The 18663-nt window shown below is 59.3% G+C and carries 15 protein-coding genes and 1 tRNA gene; 3 read left to right on the forward strand and 13 right to left on the reverse strand.

All coding sequences use genetic code 11. The features are described from left to right. Positions 1-181: 181 nt before the first annotated feature. On the forward strand, positions 182-973 hold the full coding sequence (locus KQ659_RS07805; RefSeq protein WP_216689300.1) for an SDR family NAD(P)-dependent oxidoreductase: 792 nt from the start codon (positions 182-184) through the stop codon (positions 971-973). Between the two features lie 116 nt (positions 974-1089). On the opposite strand, the gene KQ659_RS07810 is transcribed toward KQ659_RS07805, so the two are convergent. The 12 genes from KQ659_RS07810 to KQ659_RS07865 form a co-directional block, all read right to left on the reverse strand. Further along, positions 1090-1974 (reverse strand): DUF2911 domain-containing protein, encoded by an 885-nt coding sequence (locus tag KQ659_RS07810; RefSeq protein ID WP_216689299.1) that lies wholly within the window; start codon positions 1972-1974, stop codon positions 1090-1092. 552 nt (positions 1975-2526) lie between these two features. Further along, complete coding sequence (locus KQ659_RS07815; protein ID WP_216689298.1) at positions 2527-2766, reverse strand: DUF433 domain-containing protein; 240 nt, start codon at positions 2764-2766, stop codon at positions 2527-2529. Positions 2767-2862: 96 nt separating this feature from the next. Then, entirely contained in the window at positions 2863-3435 is a 573-nt protein-coding gene (locus KQ659_RS07820) for a hypothetical protein (protein WP_216689297.1), read from the reverse strand. A gap of 38 nt (positions 3436-3473) precedes the next feature. Continuing rightward, positions 3474-5318 (reverse strand): ABC transporter ATP-binding protein, encoded by a 1845-nt coding sequence (locus KQ659_RS07825; protein WP_216689296.1) that lies wholly within the window; start codon positions 5316-5318, stop codon positions 3474-3476. A gap of 212 nt (positions 5319-5530) precedes the next feature. Next, a complete protein-coding gene (locus KQ659_RS07830; protein WP_216689295.1) occupies positions 5531-6025 on the reverse strand; it encodes an energy transducer TonB in 495 nt (164 codons plus the stop codon). Between the two features lie 96 nt (positions 6026-6121). Beyond that, the gene (locus KQ659_RS07835; RefSeq protein WP_216689294.1) at positions 6122-7627 is read right to left on the reverse strand and encodes a sodium:solute symporter; all 1506 of its coding nucleotides are present in this window, start codon (positions 7625-7627) and stop codon (positions 6122-6124) included. A gap of 135 nt (positions 7628-7762) precedes the next feature. Continuing rightward, entirely contained in the window at positions 7763-8776 is a 1014-nt protein-coding gene (locus tag KQ659_RS07840; RefSeq protein WP_216689293.1) for an MBL fold metallo-hydrolase, read from the reverse strand. 244 nt (positions 8777-9020) lie between these two features. After that, positions 9021-10031, reverse strand: coding sequence for a hypothetical protein (locus KQ659_RS07845; protein ID WP_216689292.1), 1011 nt, complete (start codon positions 10029-10031; stop codon positions 9021-9023). Between the two features lie 180 nt (positions 10032-10211). Next, positions 10212-11207, reverse strand: a complete 996-nt coding sequence (locus KQ659_RS07850) for a hypothetical protein (protein WP_216689291.1) — start codon at positions 11205-11207, stop codon at positions 10212-10214. A gap of 99 nt (positions 11208-11306) precedes the next feature. Beyond that, a complete protein-coding gene (locus KQ659_RS07855) occupies positions 11307-11993 on the reverse strand; it encodes a hypothetical protein (RefSeq protein WP_216689290.1) in 687 nt (228 codons plus the stop codon). 204 nt (positions 11994-12197) lie between these two features. Next, positions 12198-14276 carry a M61 family metallopeptidase gene (locus KQ659_RS07860; protein ID WP_216689289.1) on the reverse strand — a complete coding sequence of 693 codons (2079 nt, stop codon included), beginning with the start codon at positions 14274-14276 and terminating at the stop codon, positions 12198-12200. 163 nt (positions 14277-14439) lie between these two features. Next, positions 14440-15141, reverse strand: a complete 702-nt coding sequence (locus KQ659_RS07865; RefSeq protein ID WP_216689288.1) for a class I SAM-dependent methyltransferase — start codon at positions 15139-15141, stop codon at positions 14440-14442. A gap of 191 nt (positions 15142-15332) precedes the next feature. On the opposite strand from KQ659_RS07865, the gene KQ659_RS07870 reads away from it, so the two are divergent. Beyond that, positions 15333-15414, forward strand: a tRNA-Leu gene (locus KQ659_RS07870). Between the two features lie 94 nt (positions 15415-15508). Beyond that, positions 15509-16201, forward strand: coding sequence for a phosphatase PAP2 family protein (locus tag KQ659_RS07875; RefSeq protein ID WP_216689287.1), 693 nt, complete (start codon positions 15509-15511; stop codon positions 16199-16201). Between the two features lie 37 nt (positions 16202-16238). On the opposite strand, the gene KQ659_RS07880 is transcribed toward KQ659_RS07875, so the two are convergent. Next, the gene (locus tag KQ659_RS07880; RefSeq protein ID WP_216689286.1) at positions 16239-18611 is read right to left on the reverse strand and encodes a GAF domain-containing protein; all 2373 of its coding nucleotides are present in this window, start codon (positions 18609-18611) and stop codon (positions 16239-16241) included. Positions 18612-18663: the final 52 nt, after the last annotated feature.

Consider the following 18663-nt stretch of genomic DNA (forward strand, 5'->3'; position numbering starts at 1 on the left):
CTTCTATGTAAGCAGGCTACACCCTGCTTTGGGGGAGAAATGAAAGACTTGCACGAAATCAGCGCTATTGCATAGGCGAAACTCTATGAATTTCAACGATTTGATTTTCAATAATATATAATAATAAATATTTAATGATTATATTAACATAGTAAATCAATTTAACCTAACCCCAACTGCTATGAACGACCAAACCGCCCTGATTACCGGTGCCTCAAGTGGCATCGGTTTCGAACTGGCCCGTTGTTTTGCCCGCGACGATTATCGGGTAGTGCTCGTAGCCCGCCACCTCGCTGAGCTCAAAGAAGCGGCCCGACTGCTGCACCAGGAGTTTGAAGAAGTTGAAATTGTGCTGCTGCCCTTCGACCTCAGCCACCCCGAAACGCCCGCCCAGCTCTACGCCGAAACCACGGCGCGTGGCCTGCAAATTGACGCGCTGGTTAACGACGCCGGCTTTGGCGAAACCGGCTACTTCACCGATACCGACCTGACCACCGAGCTCGCCATCATTCAGGTAAACGCGGCGGCCCTCGTGCAGCTTACCAAGCTCTACCTGCGCGATATGGTGGCCCGCAACGACGGGCGGATTTTGCAGGTCGGCTCGCTGGCTTCCTTCACGCCCAGTCCGTACCAGGCCGTGTATGCCGCCACCAAGGCCTTTGTGCTCAGCTTCACCGAAGCGGTGCAGCACGAGCTTAAGCAGCAGAAATCGGCCGTGACCATGACCGTGCTCTGCCCGCCCCCCACCGATACCAACTTCTTCCAGGTTGCGCACGCCGAAAACACCCGCGCTGCCAACCACACCGTATCGGCACGCACCGTGGCCGAAGAGGGCTACGACGCTTTAATGGAAGGCGACGCTCGCAGCCTGCCCACCATGAGCGCCAAAGTCAACTTCTTCACCAGCCTCGTGCTTCCCGATTCCATGCTGGCTACCATCATGAACAACCAGCTGCATGCGGCGGAGAAATAGAAAAAAAGAAGGCCGCAGCACCAGTGCTGCGGCCTTCCATGGCTCGCTGATAGTCGGGTGGCTGCAACTTTCGCGAAAGTTGCTCCCTTGCCCTAATCAGGGTGCGGAGGGGATGCTTACTTACCCATTTTCTTCGCCTCTGCCATCAAATCCTCATTCATCTTCACGTACTCGCCGTTGGGCGGCGTGGCGGCCAGCGCGGCTTTCTTCGAAGCCTCAGCGGCTTTCGTAGCGCCGGCGTAGTCCTTCATTTTCAGGTGAATTTTGGCTTCCGTGTTCAGGTTCCAGAACTTGGTGGGCTCGGCGGCGTTGGCTTTTTCCATCCAGGTCAGGGCCTGCTTCAGGTCCTTGTTGTTTTCGTAGTAGTACACGGCAGCGGCGGCGAGGTCCGTCGAGGCGGGGTTGTCGTTTTTAGTGACTTTCTCCTCAATCTGGGCCATCACTTTGCTTTCTACGTCGGCCATTACCTTGAACTTGGCCCCGGTCATTTCCCACTCCATAGCCACGTTGGTAGTGGCGGGGGTGAGGTCGGTGAAGTTGATGGTGAACGTTTCAACCTTGCTGCCCAGCTTGTAGGGCTTGATGGTGAAGCGGGCCACATCCTGGTCGTCCTTAAAGCCGTCCACGTCGGCGCCCAGCTTGGTGTTTTTGTTGAGCACCACCATCCATTCGGTCTTGTTCGGGATGGTGTAGATGCCGTATTCGCCGGCCGCCACCTTCTTGCCCTCAATCGTCACATCATCCGAGAACTTGATGCTGGTAGTGGCATTTGCGCCCGTGCGCCAGCGCTTGCCAAACAGCACCACTGTGCCGAAAATTTGCCGAGCCTTCACGCCCGGCCGCGAGTAGGTGATGGTGATATCCGTGAGGCCCACGCGCTGCGAAACGGTGCTTTGGGGGCTGGCAGCGGGCGTCTTGATTTGGGCGTAGGCGGCCGGGGCGGCCAGCAGGGTAGCAGCCGCTGCAACAGCGACGGAGAAACTTGCGAAGTGCTTGCTCATCAGTAAGGAGAGAGTGAGGGAGAGTTGTTGAAGGGCTAAAAATACGAAACCCGCGCTTGGGGCGCGGGCTTTGGGGGATTCGCAACCTGCATTATTACGTAGCCCTGATAATAATTGGCCCCGGCGGCAGGTTGCCCGCTGCCAGCAGCACATTAATTTGAGCAGAGAGCTTCGTTAGTTCGGCGTAGGTATTGGAGTTGTTTAGAAAGTCACAAAAGGTACTCAAACGGTCATGCAGAGCGCAGCATCTTGCTCGCCTCGTTGAACGGGCCTGACGATGCGAGCAAGATGCTTCGCTGCGCGCTGCATGACCGTTCGGGGACTTTCTAAACAGCTTCATTGATAGGCGCATTCAATAAACCTTATTCGGATTGATTAGGGATTTTCGCGGGCGGGTGCAGGTTTTTATCAAACGTCAGCAGGGCATGGAAACCATCGGCCAGCATCAGTTCCAGCAGTTCGCCATCCTTGGTGCCATTCCACTGTTTCTACCACACTGTATATACTTCATGGGTGTGAAAATCCGACTTCAGGCGCTTCGGTAGGTTTTCATCAAGCAGCAGCCGCATATAGTTGGGCTACATTGGCGGAGGTAAGCAATTTGGTTGCGGTTTCGAGCAGCGCAATGGCCTGCGCTTTGGAAACACTCGGAAAGTCATCCAGAAACTCGTCCAGCGAAACGCCCGCCTCCAAATGGTCAAACAGCGTTTCGATGGGCACGCGGGTACCGGCAAAAACGGGCTGACCGCCGAGGATTTCGGGGTCAATGGTGATGATGGCGTGAAGGTCCATTGGAGAATGTGCAAGAGCTTAAAATGAAGCAATAGCCATTCTTCCATGCCACGAAACCCGCGCTTGGGGCACGGGTTTCGTGGCATGGAAGAATGGCTATTGCTTCATTTTAAGCTCTTGCACCATCCAGTTTCCATCTTGCTTAATTAGCCTCGACTCAGCGTCGAAATTGCCTTTTGCGCCAATAATTGTGAAGAATAATTCGGCGCTTCCATCATCATTATGCATTCTAATATTTCCGCCAATTAAAGGAGAATAATACTTTATTCTTCCAGTATTTGAAAGGATACTACTGTTTGTTTCACAGTATTGTTGGGTTGCTATAAATGCATCTGAATTGCCAAAAATGCCAAACCCTAAGAATGAAATTCCTATCCAGAAAAGGGTAATAAGAGTCCAGAATTGTAGTAAATGACTAAATAGGAAACCTATCCCAAAGAATGGGTTTTTCGTCATGCCGCTGATAACCATACTAATAGTGTGCCCTATTCTGGGGTAATGTCCTCTGGTTTTATAATAATGCAGGACCCAACCAAATATTCCGACAACTATCAGAATAGGTGCAATAACTAGTCCAACGGTGGAGTAGGGTTGTAAGCCTGATTCTTCACAAAAAAATGAAGCGTACCAGAAAAAGCAACCAAAAGCAATGAGCCACTTATGTTTCAAGAGCTTTACTATTAAATTCTCAATAGCAATGAAAAACCCTACGTCAGCTCAAACTGCAGGCGCAGCAGGTTCGCATACAGCCCGCCTTCGCGCTCGCTCAACTCCTCGTGGGTGCCGGCCTCTACGATTCGGCCACCGTCAATCACCAGGATTTTATCAACCTTCCGGATGGTGGAGAGGCGGTGGGCGATGATGAGGCTGGTGCGGTGCTCCATTAGCTCATCGAGGGCGCCCTGCACCAGCTTTTCGCTTTCGCTGTCGAGGGAGGAGGTGGCTTCGTCCAGGATGAGGATGGCAGGGTTTTTCAGGATGGCGCGGGCAATGGCCACGCGCTGGCGCTGCCCGCCCGAAAGCTTGATGCCGCGGTCGCCCACCATCGTATCGAGCGCCTCGGGGAAGGCTTGGATGAACTGCCAGGCGTTGGCCCGCTGGGCCGATTCAATGATTTCGGCATCACTCGCGCCGGGCTTGCCGTAGGCGATGTTCTCGCGGATGGTGCCACCGAAGAGCAGTGTTTCCTGCGGCACAATGCCGATGTGGCGGCGCAGGCTGGTGAGGTCGTAGTCCTGCACGTCGTGGCCGTCCACGATGATGCGGCCGCCGCTGAGCGGGTAAAACTGCATCAGCAGGCCCGCAATGGTGCTTTTGCCCGCGCCGCTGGGGCCTACGAGGGCAATTTTCTCGCCCGCCGCGATGTGGAAGTTGATGTCCTTGAGCACCGCGATATCGGGCCGGGTGGGGTAGCGGAAAGCTACGTGCTCGTAGCGAATATCGCCCTGAATGCGGGCCGGCACCAGCCCCCGGGCCGGCTCAATGTGGGTGGGCTCGGGCGTTTCATCCAGAATTTCGAGGATGCGCTCCGATGCGCCCAGCGTACTCTGCACCTTGCCGTACATCTCGCCCAGACCGGCGATGGACGCGCCGATGAAGGCTGTGTAAAGCAGAAACGTAAGTAGCTGGCTTACTTCAAGATGGTCAGGGCCGGGGTTGTACACCAGCGTGGCAGCGCGCCACAGAATGAGGATGATGCCGCCGGTGAGGCCAATGATGACGAACGACACGAAGCCACCCCGGAACAGATTGCTGCGCAGCGCCGCCGCCACCACGCGGTCGAGCGCCGAGCCGTAGCGCTGGGCCTCAAACTGCTCGTTGGTAAAGGCTTTCACCGAGTTGATGGCCTGCAGGGTTTCCTCCACAATGGTGTTGGTGGTGGCCAGCTCCTGCTGCGTATTGCGGGCCAGCGTGCGGATTTTGCGCCCAAACAGCCCCGCCGCCAGGATGATGGGCGGAAACGTGAGCAACATGAACAGCGAGAGCTTCACCGACACCACCATGATGGCCGTGATACCAATAACGAGCGTAAAAATCTGGCGGAACAGCTCGGCGAGCGTCAGCGAAAACGTGTCCTGAATCTGGCCTACATCGGAAGTAATGCGCGAGGTGATGGCGCCCACGCGGTTCTGCTCGAAGAAGGGGATGGGCAGCTGCACGAATTTGGCGTAGAGCGCTTTGCGGATGTCGCGCACCGTGAACTCGCTCACCTGCGTGAAGAACCAGATGCGCCCAAATGAGAAAAAGCCCTGAAATACGATAATCGCAAACAGCAGCATGGCAATCCGGTCGATGCCCAGCTCGATGCCATTGGGCAGGATAACGGGCTTGTGGTTGGCTGCGTCGATGAGCTTGCCGGCCAGAAACGGAAACGCCATGAAGGTGCTGCTGCTGAGCAGCAACATCATCAGGCCCACGGAGAACAGGCCCTTATAAGGCAGCACGTAGCGGAAAATCCGCAGGCTGCGCTTGAGTGATTCCTTGTTTACTTTCGGTTTGGGCAAGTCGGCGGTTGCGTCGTTGCCGCTGGTGTTGAGTCCACTACGGGCCATCGGGTCTTATCTAATTCTGCTAATTATAACGCGGCAATTTCGGTCGCCGGGCATGAGGCGCGGGTGAAGCGCCCCTTGAAAGTCACGCTAGAACGTCATGCCGAGCGCAGCCGAGGCATCTCGCGTGCCATCACTAATCAATAACGCTTTCACGATTGAATTACTTCCTCACGCGAGATGCCTCGGCTGCGCTCGGCATGACGTTCATTTACTTATTGACGTTTTCCGTGCACCGGTTGGCGCTTCACCTGCTCCACGTGCATCATGCCGGCCGCGCCGAAGGGCACGGGCAACTGCACCAGCACCGGCAGCGGGCGGCTGCGCCGCATGGCCGGCTGCCAGCCCGCCAGCAGGCTCACCACGCGCAGGGCTTCGGCGTCGCACTCGGGCGATAGCGACTGGGCTACTACGGGGTTGCTGGTGGTGCCATCCTCATTCACCGTGGCATTCACTAGTACTTTGCCGGTGATACCGGCGGCTTTAGCCGCAGCGGGGTAGTTGATGTGTTCGAGGAAAAACAGGCCCATGGCCTGCTCGCCGCCTGGGTACACCGGGGCGCGGTCGGGCCGGTTGGCGGCGGGGTTGCGCTGCACCTGCATGTTGCCGGGCTTCAATATGATGGTCTGGCCGGTGGCCGGCGCGGCGGGCGTTTGGGCGTGGGCGGTGAAGGTGGCCAGCAGCGCGAGGGGAACAAATAAAGTCTTCATGAGCGACGAAATGCAAAGACGGGGCCGGATGCGCGTGGGCGCGGCCCGCCGGTTGGGCGATAGACGAATCAACCCCCGGAATACCTCAACCCCGGATTACGCCGTCAGGTTCGCGGCTTGGGGTACGGTATCGCCAGGGCGCGAAATCAGCAGCAGGCCGATGTACACCAGCGCGCCGTTCAGCAGCAGGATTTCGAAGCCGAACTTATAGCCATTCAGCCACTCCACGGAGTGCGACACGATGAGCAGTGTGAGCAGTACGGCCGCCGTGCAGGTAGGCAGCACCAGGCGGTCGCGCAGCTGCCGCCCGGTGAGAATGCCGAAGGCGAACAGGCCTAAAAGTGGCCCGTAGGTGAAGCCGGCGGCTTTATACACCGCATCAATCAGGCTCTGCTCATTGAGGACGCGGAAGATGAGGATGATGACGATGAGCACCACCGACCAGCCCAGGTGCGTGAGCTGGCGCAGGCGCGTCTGCCGGGCTTCGGGGTACTGCTGAATATTCAGAAAGTCGACGCAGAACGAGGTGGTGAGAGCCGTCAGGGCCGAATCGGCCGAGGCGTAGGTAACGGCAATGATGCCCAGGATGAAGATGATGCCCGCCGTGAGCGAGAACTGTGTGGTAGCCAGGAAAGGGAAAACCTTGTCGGTATCGAGGGTGCCTCTGAGGTTGAGGAGCTGGGGCAGCTCGGCCAGCTTGAGGCCGCGAGCGGCGGCGTATTGGTACATGAGCACGCCCAGCGTGAGGAACAGGATGTTGACTCCCACGATGACCGGCGTGAACCAGAACAGGTTCTTCTGGGCCTCGCCGAGGTTGCGGCAGCTCAGGTTTTTCTGCATTAGGTCTTGGTCGAGGCCGGTCATCACAATAGTGATGAACATGCCCGAGGCGAACTGCTTCCAGAAGAATTTATCGTCCCGAAAATCAGCGAAATAGACCTGCGACATGGAGCTTTCGCGCACCGACGTGACCAATTGCTTGAAGGAATAATTCAGCGCATCCGACATGAAGTAGATGCTCAGGGCCACGCAGCTCAGCATGGCCAGGGTCTGGAAGGTATCGGTCCAGAGAATGGTTTTCAGCCCGCCCTTGAAGGTGTAGAGGTAGATGAACAGGATGCTGACCACCACGGTCACGGCAAAAGGCACGCCCATCGCATCAAATACCGCTAATTGCAGCACGCCCGCCACCAGGTACAGCCGCAGGGCCGAGCCTAGTGAGCGCGAAATCAAAAAGTACAGCGCCCCCGTCTTATAGCTCCAGTAGCCAAAGCGCTGCTCCAGATACGAATAGATGCTCACCAGCCGCAGCCGGTAGTAGAGCGGCAGCAGCACCGTGCCGATAACGACATAGCCCGCCACAAAGCCCAGGGCAACAGCTAGGTAGCTCCAGCTTTTGCCATACACGTTGCCCGGCACTGAGATGAAGGTGACGCCCGACAGCGAGGTGCCAATCATGGCAAATGCCACCATGTACCACGGCGCGTTGCGGTTGGCCACGAAAAAGCTTTCGCTGGTGGCACCCCGCGACGTGAGCATGGCAATGACGATGAGGACGAGGAAGTAGCCCGCAACCAGGCTCAGAACTAAAGTTGGCGACATTCAGAAGGGTTGAGTGTTGAATGTTGAGTGTTGATTGAGCTTGCTAAATTCCTCTCAATCCGAAATCAGGGTCAAAGCTACCCCGCAACGAAGCATTCCTCATTCAACCCTCAACATTCAACCCTCAAAACTTCCCTATTCCCAGTCCGGCCAGCGCAGTACTTTGCCCACGGCGGGGGCGTGCAGCTCGCCGCGCAGCATGCCGCCGGCCGCCACTTCCCGTAGTTGGCGCAGGGGTTCGGAGGCCGGCTCGTCGGCTAGGGCGAAGGTGCCGTAGTGCATGGGCACGACGTGGCCGGCGCGCAGCACGTTGGCAGCTTTGGCGGCTTCGTGGGGGTTGACGTGGCTTTTGGCCATCATGTAAGCCGGCTTGTAGGCTCCGATGGGCATCATGGCAATGTCAATGGGGCCGAAGCGGGCTTCGATTTGTTCGAAATGGTCGGCGTAAGACGTATCGCCGGCGAAATAGATGAGCCGGTCCTGCACCCGAATCATAAAGCTCCCCCAGAGCACGCGGTTCACATCGGCCAGGCCCCGGCGGTGCCAGTGGGAGGCCGGCAGGTAGGTGATTTCGAGCGGCGCGGCCGGGCCCAGGTCGTACTGCTGCCACCAGCCAGCCTCCTGCACCGGCAGGCCCGGCACCATGCCGTGCAGTAGTGGGGCCATGCGCAGCGAGGAGAGCACCTGCATCTGCGGGTTCTGGACCGCCAGCAGCTTAATGGATTTCTCGTCGAGATGGTCGCGGTGGCCGTGCGAGAGCAGCAGGTAGTCGATGCTGCGCATGGCCTCGGGCGGGCAGGGCAGGGCATGGCGCGGCCGCAGCCCAACCGACGAAAACAACATGGGGTCGAAGAGCAGCGACACGCCCGCCACCCGCAGCAGAAAGCATGAGTGCCCCAGCCACACCAGCATGTCCTCCGTCGAGGAGAACGCCGCCGCGCAGTCCACCACTTCCGGGGCCCAGGTGTCGCGCTTCTTTGCCTCTTTTTGGGGGTTGGTTGAGAGCTGCCACCTCAGCAGATTAGCAAAGCTGGGCTCAAACAATTCCTCGCCGTTGGCGAATTCGTTGCCAAATAGCTTGTTGCCGGGGTAGCCGGGCCGCACGGTGGGCAGGGCCTCGTTGCGGAGATAAGAAATGCGTTGGGCCATGAGGCGAGAATCGGAGAAGCTTGAGGAGCCAAAGAAACGGGTAGAAGGCCCAAGTGTTTTGTGGTGATAGTGGGACGGTAGCCCCGGCGGGGCGACATATCGGTAGTAAACGGCATAAACAGAACAACAAAGCCCCGGCGGGGCGACATTCGGTGAACGAGTGTCGCCCCGCCGGGGCTTTGTTATAATAGAACCAGATATTGCTACCGACCTGTGCCCCACCGGGGCTGTTTCGCTGCCGCCGCTACTTCGGCAGCGTGAGCAGGTAGCCAATCGTGAAGTTAGCGTCCCAGTCGAACACGAACTGCTGACACCCGGTGGCCTCAGCAATTGACTTATAGATGTTCAGGCCGGCTTTCGACTTGGCGTTGTCGAGTTGGTAGGCGCTGGGCGCGTCGAGCACGGTGTAGCGCTCCTTGCCTTTACGCACCTTTTTGGCCATCTCAAACGGTACCCCGCCGATGATGAAGCAGGTGGCCCGCAAATCGGCCGGAACCTGGGTGGCTTTCTGCTTTACTTCGGCCGCTACGGCAGCATCAGCGGTTCCTTTTTCGAAGTATTTGGCCCCGTAAGTTTCCACCGAGCGGGGCTGGTTGCCGTCAAGCCACGAAATCTTGGTGTTGCCCGAGCCGATGTCGGCCACGAAGGCGCGGTCGGAAAAAGAAGCCGGCAGCACCGAGCGCAGGCCCAGCACGCCTTCCTTCTCCGGCGTCACGGTGTTCACCACGTAGCCCAGGCCCTTCAGCACCTTCACAATTTTGCCCGTGCCTTCGGCCTTTAGCGCGCCCGAGCTCACCACGAAATGAATGTCGCGTCCGCCCACGCCGAAGTCCAGCATCTGGGCAATGTAGGCCTTAAGCCCCCGGCGAATGTCATCGTCGGTGGCCATGTTTTCCATTACCAGGCTGTTGCCAAAATCGGCTTTCTCCAGCTTCCAGGTGCGGTTCTGGTCGATGCGGACGATGAAGGAGTTGAAGCCGCTGGCCCCCAGTTCCACCACGCCCTTCAGTTTGCCATCAACGGGCGCGGGGGCTTCGTAAGCAAAGGCCGGGCGAGTGCCGGTGCCCGTAGCAGACGTTTCGGAAGAGCCCGCAGGGGCATTCGAGCGGCTGGTGGTATCGGCAACGGGGTCGATGGCCGAGCGGCCCGATTGGGCCAGCTCCGGATTGGTGGCCGTGAAGCGGCGAATGCCGAAGTACAGGCCGATGAGGATGATGGCCGCGATAATGGCCTTGCTGGCGAAGGTGAGCCGCATGGTGAGGGCAGTTAAGGTGATGAAAAGGGGGAGAGTCTGGGGTGGTTTTATCGAGGTAATGTTACGCGGCGGGAATTTGGAAGCAGCGCAAAGCAGGGTTGTCATTCCGCCGCAGGAGGAATCTGATATTATTCGTCCAATGGGTGTACTCAGATTCCTCCTGCGGCGGAATGACAACCGCTAATCCAGCAGCTTGCCATAAGCGTCATCAGTGGCCTGTCGGGTGGTGGCGGCGCTCATGGGTACGGGCGGCTCATTGTTCATAATGGCGCTGAACTCGCCCTTCTGGTACTGGTCGAGCAGGTGCTGGCCCTTCTCGCTCATCACCCCGTTTTGGATGTCCATCTCCTTCACGAACTCCTGCGAGTAGCGCATGGCCTGCTTAATCTGACCCAGCTGCTGGGCCATGTCCTCGGCCACGCGGTCGGTGGCCAGGTCGAAGAAGTACTTCTTGTCGGGGTCGCCGCGCAGGATGTTCATGGCGGCGCGCATGCCCGAGCTGGTGCGTTTCACCAGGGCGTACTCATCCTTCAAGAGGTTGACTTTGAATTTGGAGTTGTCAATCTGGCGCAGGGCAGCTTTCAGAATCTGGCGCATTACCAGGCTCACGTTGGCCGTGGTGGTGGCCATGGGCTGCAGGCGGCGGTTGTAGTCCTCCAACTGGGCGGCACGACTGGCGTAGGAATCGGCCGAGTCTTTTTCGCCCTGGCGCTGGGCCGAGGCGGCCAGAGCCAGGTACTCTTTCATCTGAACGGTATTGGTCATTATCTTGCGCTTCACCAGCTCGTTGGCCCCTTCAATGTGGCCCACTTCGGCGTCCATGTTGCGGGCTTCCTTCTCGGTGTTCGAGATGTAGTCCTCCATGATGCCGATGGGGTTGGTGTTGACGAAAATGCTGGCTGCCGTCCGGAAAATACGCTGCCCCATGTACCATAGCCCGGTCTGAATCCGCTTGTTCGTCGCCAGCAGAAACAGCACGAACAGCACGCCCAGCCCAACCCCCAGCTTCACGGTATCAAAAACGATGTCAATCAGAAAAGGCAGGATTTTGCCCCAGTAATAAATGCCGGCCCCCACCAGCGCGGCCATGAAGACCCAGGCGGCAGTTTTCTCAGGTTTTTGCCAGGAGGGCAGGCCATCGGCCGGCGAGGGCGGGCCCAGTAACGGAGTGTTCATCAGCAGAAAAAAGAAAGAGATGGAAATTTTCGCCTAAGCTTTCGCTTGTCCATACATACGCATCGTTGGTAAGTATAAGCGGAAGCTTGTGCAACGAGACTACTTTGCGCCGTTCAGAAACGTTTCAGCAGCCTTGTGATGGGTCTGCAATTCTGCCATCGCGGCCGCATTGGCCAGCTCGTAGGAGGCCAGCGCGCTCTGGGTTTTCTGGCGCTCCTCGCCCAGATGCTGCTGCGTTTGCAGCAGCTGTTGCTGCTTGGCCTGCAGCTGGCGGGTGAGCTCGGCCAGGTCTTCGGCCAGCTTTTTTTCCTGCACCATGAGCAGCGCCACCGGGCCCGGTGCGGCCCCCGGGGCTGCGCCTTCTCCCATCTTTTCGCGGTGGCGGGCCAGCACTTTCGCGCGGTCATCAGCCAGGGTTTGCTCAAACTGGGTGGCCGAGGCCAGCAGCGCTGGCACGGTGCCGCCATTCACGGCCGAGAAGGCGTTGAAGGCCGTTTGGTAGAGCATGGGGCCATTCAGGCCGGCGGCGGCCATACTCTTTACCATTTTCATGTAGGCGGCGAAGTCCTTGCCATCGCCGGATAGCAGGCCGGTGATGTGGTCGAGGTGGCGCTGCTCAGCCTGGCCGGGAGCCGGGGCGGCAGGGGGCGTTGTATTGGACGTAGCGGGAGTAGCTGCCGGCGGGGCAGTGGCCCCGTACTGCGGGGTGGGCGGAGTCGGTGCGCCTGCCTCGGGCTCAATAAAAAAGTCCTTGGCAGCGTGGGCGAGCTTATCGAAAATTGCCATGACGAAACGGAAAAGGGAATGATGGAAAGGGCCGGGCTGATGCGCTGGTACCGCCGGAACGGCATAAAAACGGCCACCAACCGTCCAAAGGTAAAGATATTAGCCAATCAGCCGCCCGCGACCACCACGCAGCAAAAAGCCCCGGCGACCCGGGCCGCGCTACGCGACTCCGGCCCGCCGGGGCTTTTTCCTTATTGGTTGGGCTTAGTTGGAGGCCTGGCTGGCCAGCCACGCTTCGCGGAGGACTTTTTGTGCGGGCGAATACACCATTTTGTCCACCGATTCTGCGGGTTTCACCTGCACGTTGGGGTCTTCAGACAGGATGAGCTGGGTGGTGCGCTCCACGCCGCCCCGGGTTTTCACCTTCACAAATACCACGTCGCTGGGCGAGTGCTTGTGCAGCACGCCGTCGAGGTCGCCGGAACTCTTAATGGTCTGGCCATCAAGCACCATTAGCTGGTCGCCCCGGTCAATGCCGGCCTTGTACAGGCCCGAGCCAATCTGGGTATTGTAGGCCACTAGGCAGCGGCCTTCTTCGTCAAACTCTACCTGGCTGGGCAGGGCCGCGCCCAGGGCGCGGGTCGGAATCACGGCTAGGCCAGCCACCAGCAGGTTCTCGCTGAAGCGTGGCTGCTCGCGGCCGTACACGTACTGCCGGAAGAAGCGGTCGGCAAACACGGTGTCCTTGCTCACCTCGCCCAGCACGCGCTGCAGGTCGCGGGTCGTGTAGGGGTTGGTGGGGGCGTAGCCCGCCTGCTTTTTACCGTACTGCTGCCACATGGCCTGCATAAACTTGTCGAGCGAGGAGCGGTGGTGCTGGCGCAGCTGCAAATCGAGCACCAGCGCAATGCCCGCGCCCTGGTCGTAATACGACAAGTTGGTGTTTACCAGGTTCATCGGGGCGCCGGTGCCGGCCCCATCGGTGTAGGCGGCTTGGCGGCTCATGTCGATGGCCGAGGCGTAGCGGGCACCGGGGCTGTTCTGGCGCAGGTTCACCCAGCGGCTGATGTCGTCGTAAAACTCCTCGTCCTCAATCAGCTTGGCGCGGCGCAGGGCCAGGCGGCCGTAGTACTGCGTGAAGCCTTCGGCAAACCAGAGGTTGTCACTCATGTTTACACGCTGGAAATCAAAGGGCTCCAGGTCTTTTGGGCGTAGGCGCTCCACGTTCCAGGCGTGGAAGAACTCGTGGGCCACGGTACCCAGGTTTTTGGTTGCGTCCTCGTCCTTCAGCGTGCGGGGGCTGGTTACGGAAGTGGAGTTGCGGTGTTCCATGCCGTCGCCGGAAGCCTGGCTCAGGTAGTCGGCCACGAAGGTGTAGCGGGCAAAGTCAAACGTGGGCAGCTCGCCAAAAATGGCCTTCTCCTCCTTCACCACCTTCTGGATTTTCTTGGCATAGGCATCAATTTCCGATACCGGACCCATATACAGCGTCGCCAGCTCAATGGTCTGGTCGCCCTCCTGCCACGACAGCACCTGCTGGGCACCCAACGACACCGGGCTATCCATCATGTACTGCATGTTGGGGGCGGTGTACACGGCCTTATCACTGCCCTGGCGCAGCTGCGAGGCCACTTTCCAGGTAGCGGGCAGGTCAAACTTGATTTCGGTGGCGCGGCCTTCCAGGTCGGTGGCGTAACATAGGGCCGCCGGTAGGTTGAGGTGGGCGTGCTGCTGGTCGATGCCCACGTTGGTACCATCCGTCTGGTCGCCGTACAGCGTGTAGCTGAAAATCACGGTGCCGTCGGCGGCGGGCATCACGTCCCAGCCGTAGGGGTCGGGGCGATTCAGCGGCAGGGGATGGTTGCTGCCATCGGTAGCCACCACGTAATACACGTTTTTGGCAAAATCATGAATCGAATAGCGGCCGGGCGAGCTGCGGGCCATGCGTACGTGCAGCGGTCCGCCGCCGGGCAGCCCCGAAAACGTCGCCGTCACCTTCGCCTCGTGGTGCACCGCGTTGGGAAACGCCATGGTGTAGCGCACGGCCGGGCCCGTATCGGCCTTGGCCTGAACCGGGGCGGGGGGCGCCGTCACGATGGGGGCCGCCGCCGGGGCCACTGGCGTAGCACTTATCGGGGCGGGCTTGGGGGCCGCAGGTTTGGCAGGTACTGGTTTGGCGGGTGCTGGTTTAAGAAGAACAGCTTTGGCTGGCGCGGGCTTGGCTAAGGCGGGCTTAGCTACGGCCGGAGCGGCCTTGGCCGGCACAGGTTTTACCTGCGCCAGCACCGGAAAAGCGCCCAGCCCTAAAGAAAATAAAATAGCGGTTGTGGCGGTGTGTTTCATGGGCAGAAATAATAAGGAAACAAGTAATGCAATAGAAAGTCGCGAACGATGTGGAATACAAAGTTGCAGAAAATTTACAATAAAATAAGGGTATTCATTGCAAAAAACGGTCTCGGTAATGATAAAGTCATGTTTCAACTATGTGAAACAGTGTTAGTAAATATCAAGGTTGGGCCGTAGCCGGGTTTTCCCTAAAAACCAGGGCTTCTATCGCTCCGCCAAAAAAAAGCTGCGGGTGTCCGGCCACTAGCCCCAACCGGCCTAGGGCCGTGCGCAGGTCGGGCATCTCCTGAGCGCGCAGCCCGGTCGTGAGCCAGAAAAACGTGTACATCGATTGGAGCAGCCAGTGCCGCCAGCCGCGCCGCGCCGGCCGGAAGTCTGCCACCAGCCACGGGGCTCCGGGGCCTTGGGCAGCGCGCAGTTGCGCCACGGCCGCCTCAAGGTCGGCCAGGGGCACGCAGTCCAGCACGAAAAAGGTGATGATGGCCCCAAACCGCTCGGCCGGTTGCAGGGCCGCCTGGGTGCCGTGCCGGAACTCAACCCGGCCCACCGCCTGCGGATGCTCGCGCACCAGCCGGGCGCGGGCGCGGGCCAGCATCCGGGGCGATGCTTCCAGGTACAGCACCGTGGCCGCCGGTGCCCGCCGCAGTACTTCGCCCAGTACCCAGCCCGTGCCCCCGCCCAATATGAGAACGTGCGGAGCCCCACCCGGCAGGCCGCGCAGGGCCGCCCGCTGGGCCGCCTGCTGCGAAGTCCCGAACACCAGAGCGGCCAGCGCATCATAAAACCAGGCGGCCCGGTCGAAGCCAACCAACTTTTCGGGGGCAATGAGGGCTGAAAAAGGGGCTGTGGGGGGTGAAGCCATCCGAAAATAACAGGTGCAGGAAAATAAATTAGGCCGGCAAGTAACTGAAAAACAATTGCCGGTACCATTTGGCACCCCTGCCAAAAGGAAAAAAACGGCCTATATGTTGCGTGGCGGCAAATCGGCACTGTATCTTTGCAGCATCAAAAGGCCACCATCCTTCTAGGATGAGCGGTTTTTTAGCCCAGCTTGCGCTTGTGGCGAAATTGGTAGACGCGCTGTCTTCAGGCGGCAGTTCCGCAAGGTGTGGGAGTTCGAGTCTCCCCGAGCGCACGTGTTAAAAAGCCAGCCCCACCGGGCTGGCTTTTTTATTTCCCGTATCTGGAAGCAGCTGCCGGCTTTTCTGTTATCAGCCTTTTTGCCCGCTATGAATCGGTTGACCTCCCGCTTGCTGGCCCTGGTTGGCTTGCTCACCGTCGAAGTGCTGTTTGGCCTAGTGCTGTTCATCGTGGCATTCGCGGTGTTCTTTTACCTGGCGCGGGTGGTGTTCGTGCATCATTCGGTGGCGCTCGACAACTGGGCTTCGGGCATCGTGGATGGCTGGCGGCTAGCCCACCCGGGCCTGACCGGGCCGGTGCGGATGGTCACGTTTTTCGCGGCGCTGCCGTTTCTGCTGCCGGCCAGCATTATCGCGCCGCTGCTCATCCGCCGGGCCGGCCACCCGCGCGGGGCCTTGGAAATGCTGCTGGCCATGGCCGGCAGCGTGCTGCTCAACCAGCTGCTTAAGCTATACTTCAACCGCCCCCGCCCTTCCAATGCCCTGCTGCACACATTCGGTCTGAGCTTTCCTAGCGGCCACGCCATGCTGGGCTTCACGTTCTACGGGTGCCTGGCGTGGCTGCTGGCACGGCATTTCAAGCGGCCGGGGTGGGTGGTCCCGCTGCTGCTGTGGGCGGGGCTCATTGGTCTCACGCGGGTGTATCTGCACGCGCACTACGCCACCGATGTGCTGGCGGGCTTCGCGGGCGGCGTGGCGTGGCTGGTGGCTTTCCGGGTCGGCCTAAAGCTGTTCTGGCGCGAGGAAGCGGCGGTGATGCAGCAGGAAAGAGCATCGTCCTGATGCACTTTTGCTTAGCCCGATGGCGTTGGACGCCGTGTTATTCTACCAGCCGCACCCGCACCCGCAGGGCCAGCAGGCCTTTCACGCCCTGCAGCTCTTCCAGCTCCAGCTCCTCCACCTCGGGCTCCAGCATGCCCCGGTCCTGGAGGTAGTCGATGTACTCGTAGTATTCCATGGCCTCCCGGGTCTGGGCGTACACTAGGGCCAGGGTGCCGGGCTGGGTCAGGCGCTCGCCGGTGCCCATCACGGTGGCTTTGTCAATTCGCTTTTTGATGATTTCGTAGCGAATGTTGTAGGCTCCGTCCACGTCGAACTGCCGCTCATCCTGCCGGAACCGGATGCTCAGCGACTGCCCGTGAATGAGGATAAGCTGCGTCGTTTCCAGCGGTACGGGCAGGGTTGCTTTCAGCACATGGGTGCGGCGCGTGATTTCTACCATCGTCAGCAGCTGCCACAGGCGCAGGTTTTTCAGGAATACCAGGTCGAACGGCTTGTCCTGCACCAGCGTGCTGCCCACGTAAATGTTGAACTCCACGCCATCGGTCTTGTTGCGCTGGAAGTAGTGCGGGAACATCAGCTGCGCCTTATCTTCCTCTTCATCAAGGTAGTCGCTCACGGCATCGTTGAGCGTCGTCACACTGATTTCGAAGTCCTGGCGGCGCTTGTAAAGAATGCCCAGCTTGGGGTCGATGTTGTTCCAGTAGCTGGTGATGATGGGACGCAGCTCGGGCGTGTGCGTGGCCAGGTACTCGAACAGCGGCTCCACTTCGCGCTTCAGCGAATCGTAAATGTTGGCCTCGTCGCCGGTGAGCATGCCCTCGCGCAGGCGCTTCAGGTTTTTGGTGACGTAAAATTTCAGCTCGTCCAGAATGGGCAGCTGCTGGCATTCAGAGGCCTTATTCAACACCTTGTTGGCCAGGGTAAGGTGCTCGATGAGGTCGCCCTGAATGGCCTCGTTGCGCACCGTGCTGCTGCCCCGAATGTCGCAGGAGCCGTGCAGCGGGTACACGTCCTCAAACACGATGGCTTCCATCTCGGCCGTGCGGTTGCCGGCATCCAGCTGGGTGAGCAGGTTGCGGGCCGCATCGGCAAAGCGCCACTCCATGGTGGGGTGAATGGCCGTGAATTTCTGCTGAATCACGGCTTGAATGCGGGATTGCAGGTCCTCGGCGTTGCGCTTCACGGCCACTGCAAACAGCGGCACAAACTGCGCCACCTTGTCCATATCAAACTCATCGAGGCCGTTCACATCGGGCGTGCCCAGCTCCAGCAGGCCCACCGTGTCGGTGCCATAAGGCAGCAGGGCCAGAATGGCCGACTTAATGCCCAGGGTGATGATTTGCTGGCGCAGGTCCTTCGGAATGTCCGAATTGGCTACGTCTTTGAGCACCAGCGGCTCGCGCTCGCGCAGCAGGCGCTCATAAATCTGGCGGAAGCTGCTGTTGGCCGACTGATTCTGCACCTGTTTGGCGAGAAAGCTGTGGTTGATTTTGCGTCCAAAATCCACAAAAGCCCGCTTCTTCTCATCGTAAGCCGCAATGCCCAGCTGCAGAGCCGGCATCGCAAACAGCACCCGCAGCTTCTCCTGAATCTGCTCGAAGCGGGCCGGGTTTTGCAGCACGTCGCGCTCCAGCAGGTCATACTTCAGCTCCGACAGAATTTCCTGGTCGGTCACATCCACCAGCTGCAACAGGTTGAATCCTTCCAGCTCGAAGTTCTCGGCCGGCAGCAGCTCGTGCCAAACCTCCGGCCGTTGGCGGTTATGCACCAGGAATTCAATTTGCTCGGGCGTGAGCGCGGGCAGCTCGCCTACCACCCGCACCGTCACAAAATCGGAGTTGAAATCGACCCCGTAGTGCCGGTACAGTCCAACTTTGTAATCGGGCACGGTGAACACAATGGTACCCAGCGCCGGCATTTCGGCTCCATACAGGCGGTGCAGTATCAGGTGGTAGGCCATCAGGCCCATCTGCCGCTCCATGGTTGGCATGTCGATGTTGAGCGGCTGCTTCACGGTGCGGTCCTTGTTTAGCAGCACCTCCTCAAACAGGAGCGTAGAGTAGAAGCTGTGCCGTTGGAAGGGGGCCACCACCCCGCTGATGTCGGTAGCGAACGAGGCCGGTGGAAAAATGGCCAGCATCAGCGTTTCCACCAGGTCGCAGTTGCACTCCAGCACCGAATAATCGGTGAGCAGTCCTCGGCACCACGCGGCCTGGGCCACCTGTTCGCCAATGGTGCGGGCCAGCAGCGCCACGCCGGCATTGCTGGCGCTTTCGCGCGCATGCCAGTAGGCAATCAGTGGCTCGAGGCTGAGCGTAGACCGAAACGGGAAAGCAGAAGAAGCAGGGGCGGCCGGCTGGGGTGCAACGGGCACCGCCGGAGCCACCGTGAGAGTAGGTTCAACAGCCATAGAAACGAAAACAGGAATGCCCGGCCAAACGTTGCAGCCCGACAATAGCTAT

It is taken from the genome of Hymenobacter siberiensis (assembly GCF_018967865.2).
Classification (GTDB): Bacteria; Bacteroidota; Bacteroidia; order Cytophagales; family Hymenobacteraceae; genus Hymenobacter; species Hymenobacter siberiensis.

Coding starts and splice junctions, on each gene's coding strand:
- KQ659_RS07835 (WP_216689294.1), bottom strand. CDS start 7,627: ATGTCGCCAACTTTAGTTCTGAGCCTGGTTGCGGGCTACTTCCTCGTC.
- KQ659_RS07845 (WP_216689292.1), bottom strand. CDS start 10,031: ATGCGGCTCACCTTCGCCAGCAAGGCCATTATCGCGGCCATCATCCTC.
- KQ659_RS07880 (WP_216689286.1), bottom strand. CDS start 18,611: ATGGCTGTTGAACCTACTCTCACGGTGGCTCCGGCGGTGCCCGTTGCA.
- KQ659_RS07855 (WP_216689290.1), bottom strand. CDS start 11,993: ATGGCAATTTTCGATAAGCTCGCCCACGCTGCCAAGGACTTTTTTATT.
- KQ659_RS07805 (WP_216689300.1), top strand. CDS start 182: ATGAACGACCAAACCGCCCTGATTACCGGTGCCTCAAGTGGCATCGGT.
- KQ659_RS07865 (WP_216689288.1), bottom strand. CDS start 15,141: ATGGCTTCACCCCCCACAGCCCCTTTTTCAGCCCTCATTGCCCCCGAA.
- KQ659_RS07825 (WP_216689296.1), bottom strand. CDS start 5,318: ATGGCCCGTAGTGGACTCAACACCAGCGGCAACGACGCAACCGCCGAC.
- KQ659_RS07875 (WP_216689287.1), top strand. CDS start 15,509: ATGAATCGGTTGACCTCCCGCTTGCTGGCCCTGGTTGGCTTGCTCACC.
- KQ659_RS07815 (WP_216689298.1), bottom strand. CDS start 2,766: ATGGACCTTCACGCCATCATCACCATTGACCCCGAAATCCTCGGCGGT.
- KQ659_RS07860 (WP_216689289.1), bottom strand. CDS start 14,276: ATGAAACACACCGCCACAACCGCTATTTTATTTTCTTTAGGGCTGGGC.
- KQ659_RS07840 (WP_216689293.1), bottom strand. CDS start 8,776: ATGGCCCAACGCATTTCTTATCTCCGCAACGAGGCCCTGCCCACCGTG.
- KQ659_RS07830 (WP_216689295.1), bottom strand. CDS start 6,025: ATGAAGACTTTATTTGTTCCCCTCGCGCTGCTGGCCACCTTCACCGCC.
- KQ659_RS07810 (WP_216689299.1), bottom strand. CDS start 1,974: ATGAGCAAGCACTTCGCAAGTTTCTCCGTCGCTGTTGCAGCGGCTGCT.
- KQ659_RS07850 (WP_216689291.1), bottom strand. CDS start 11,207: ATGAACACTCCGTTACTGGGCCCGCCCTCGCCGGCCGATGGCCTGCCC.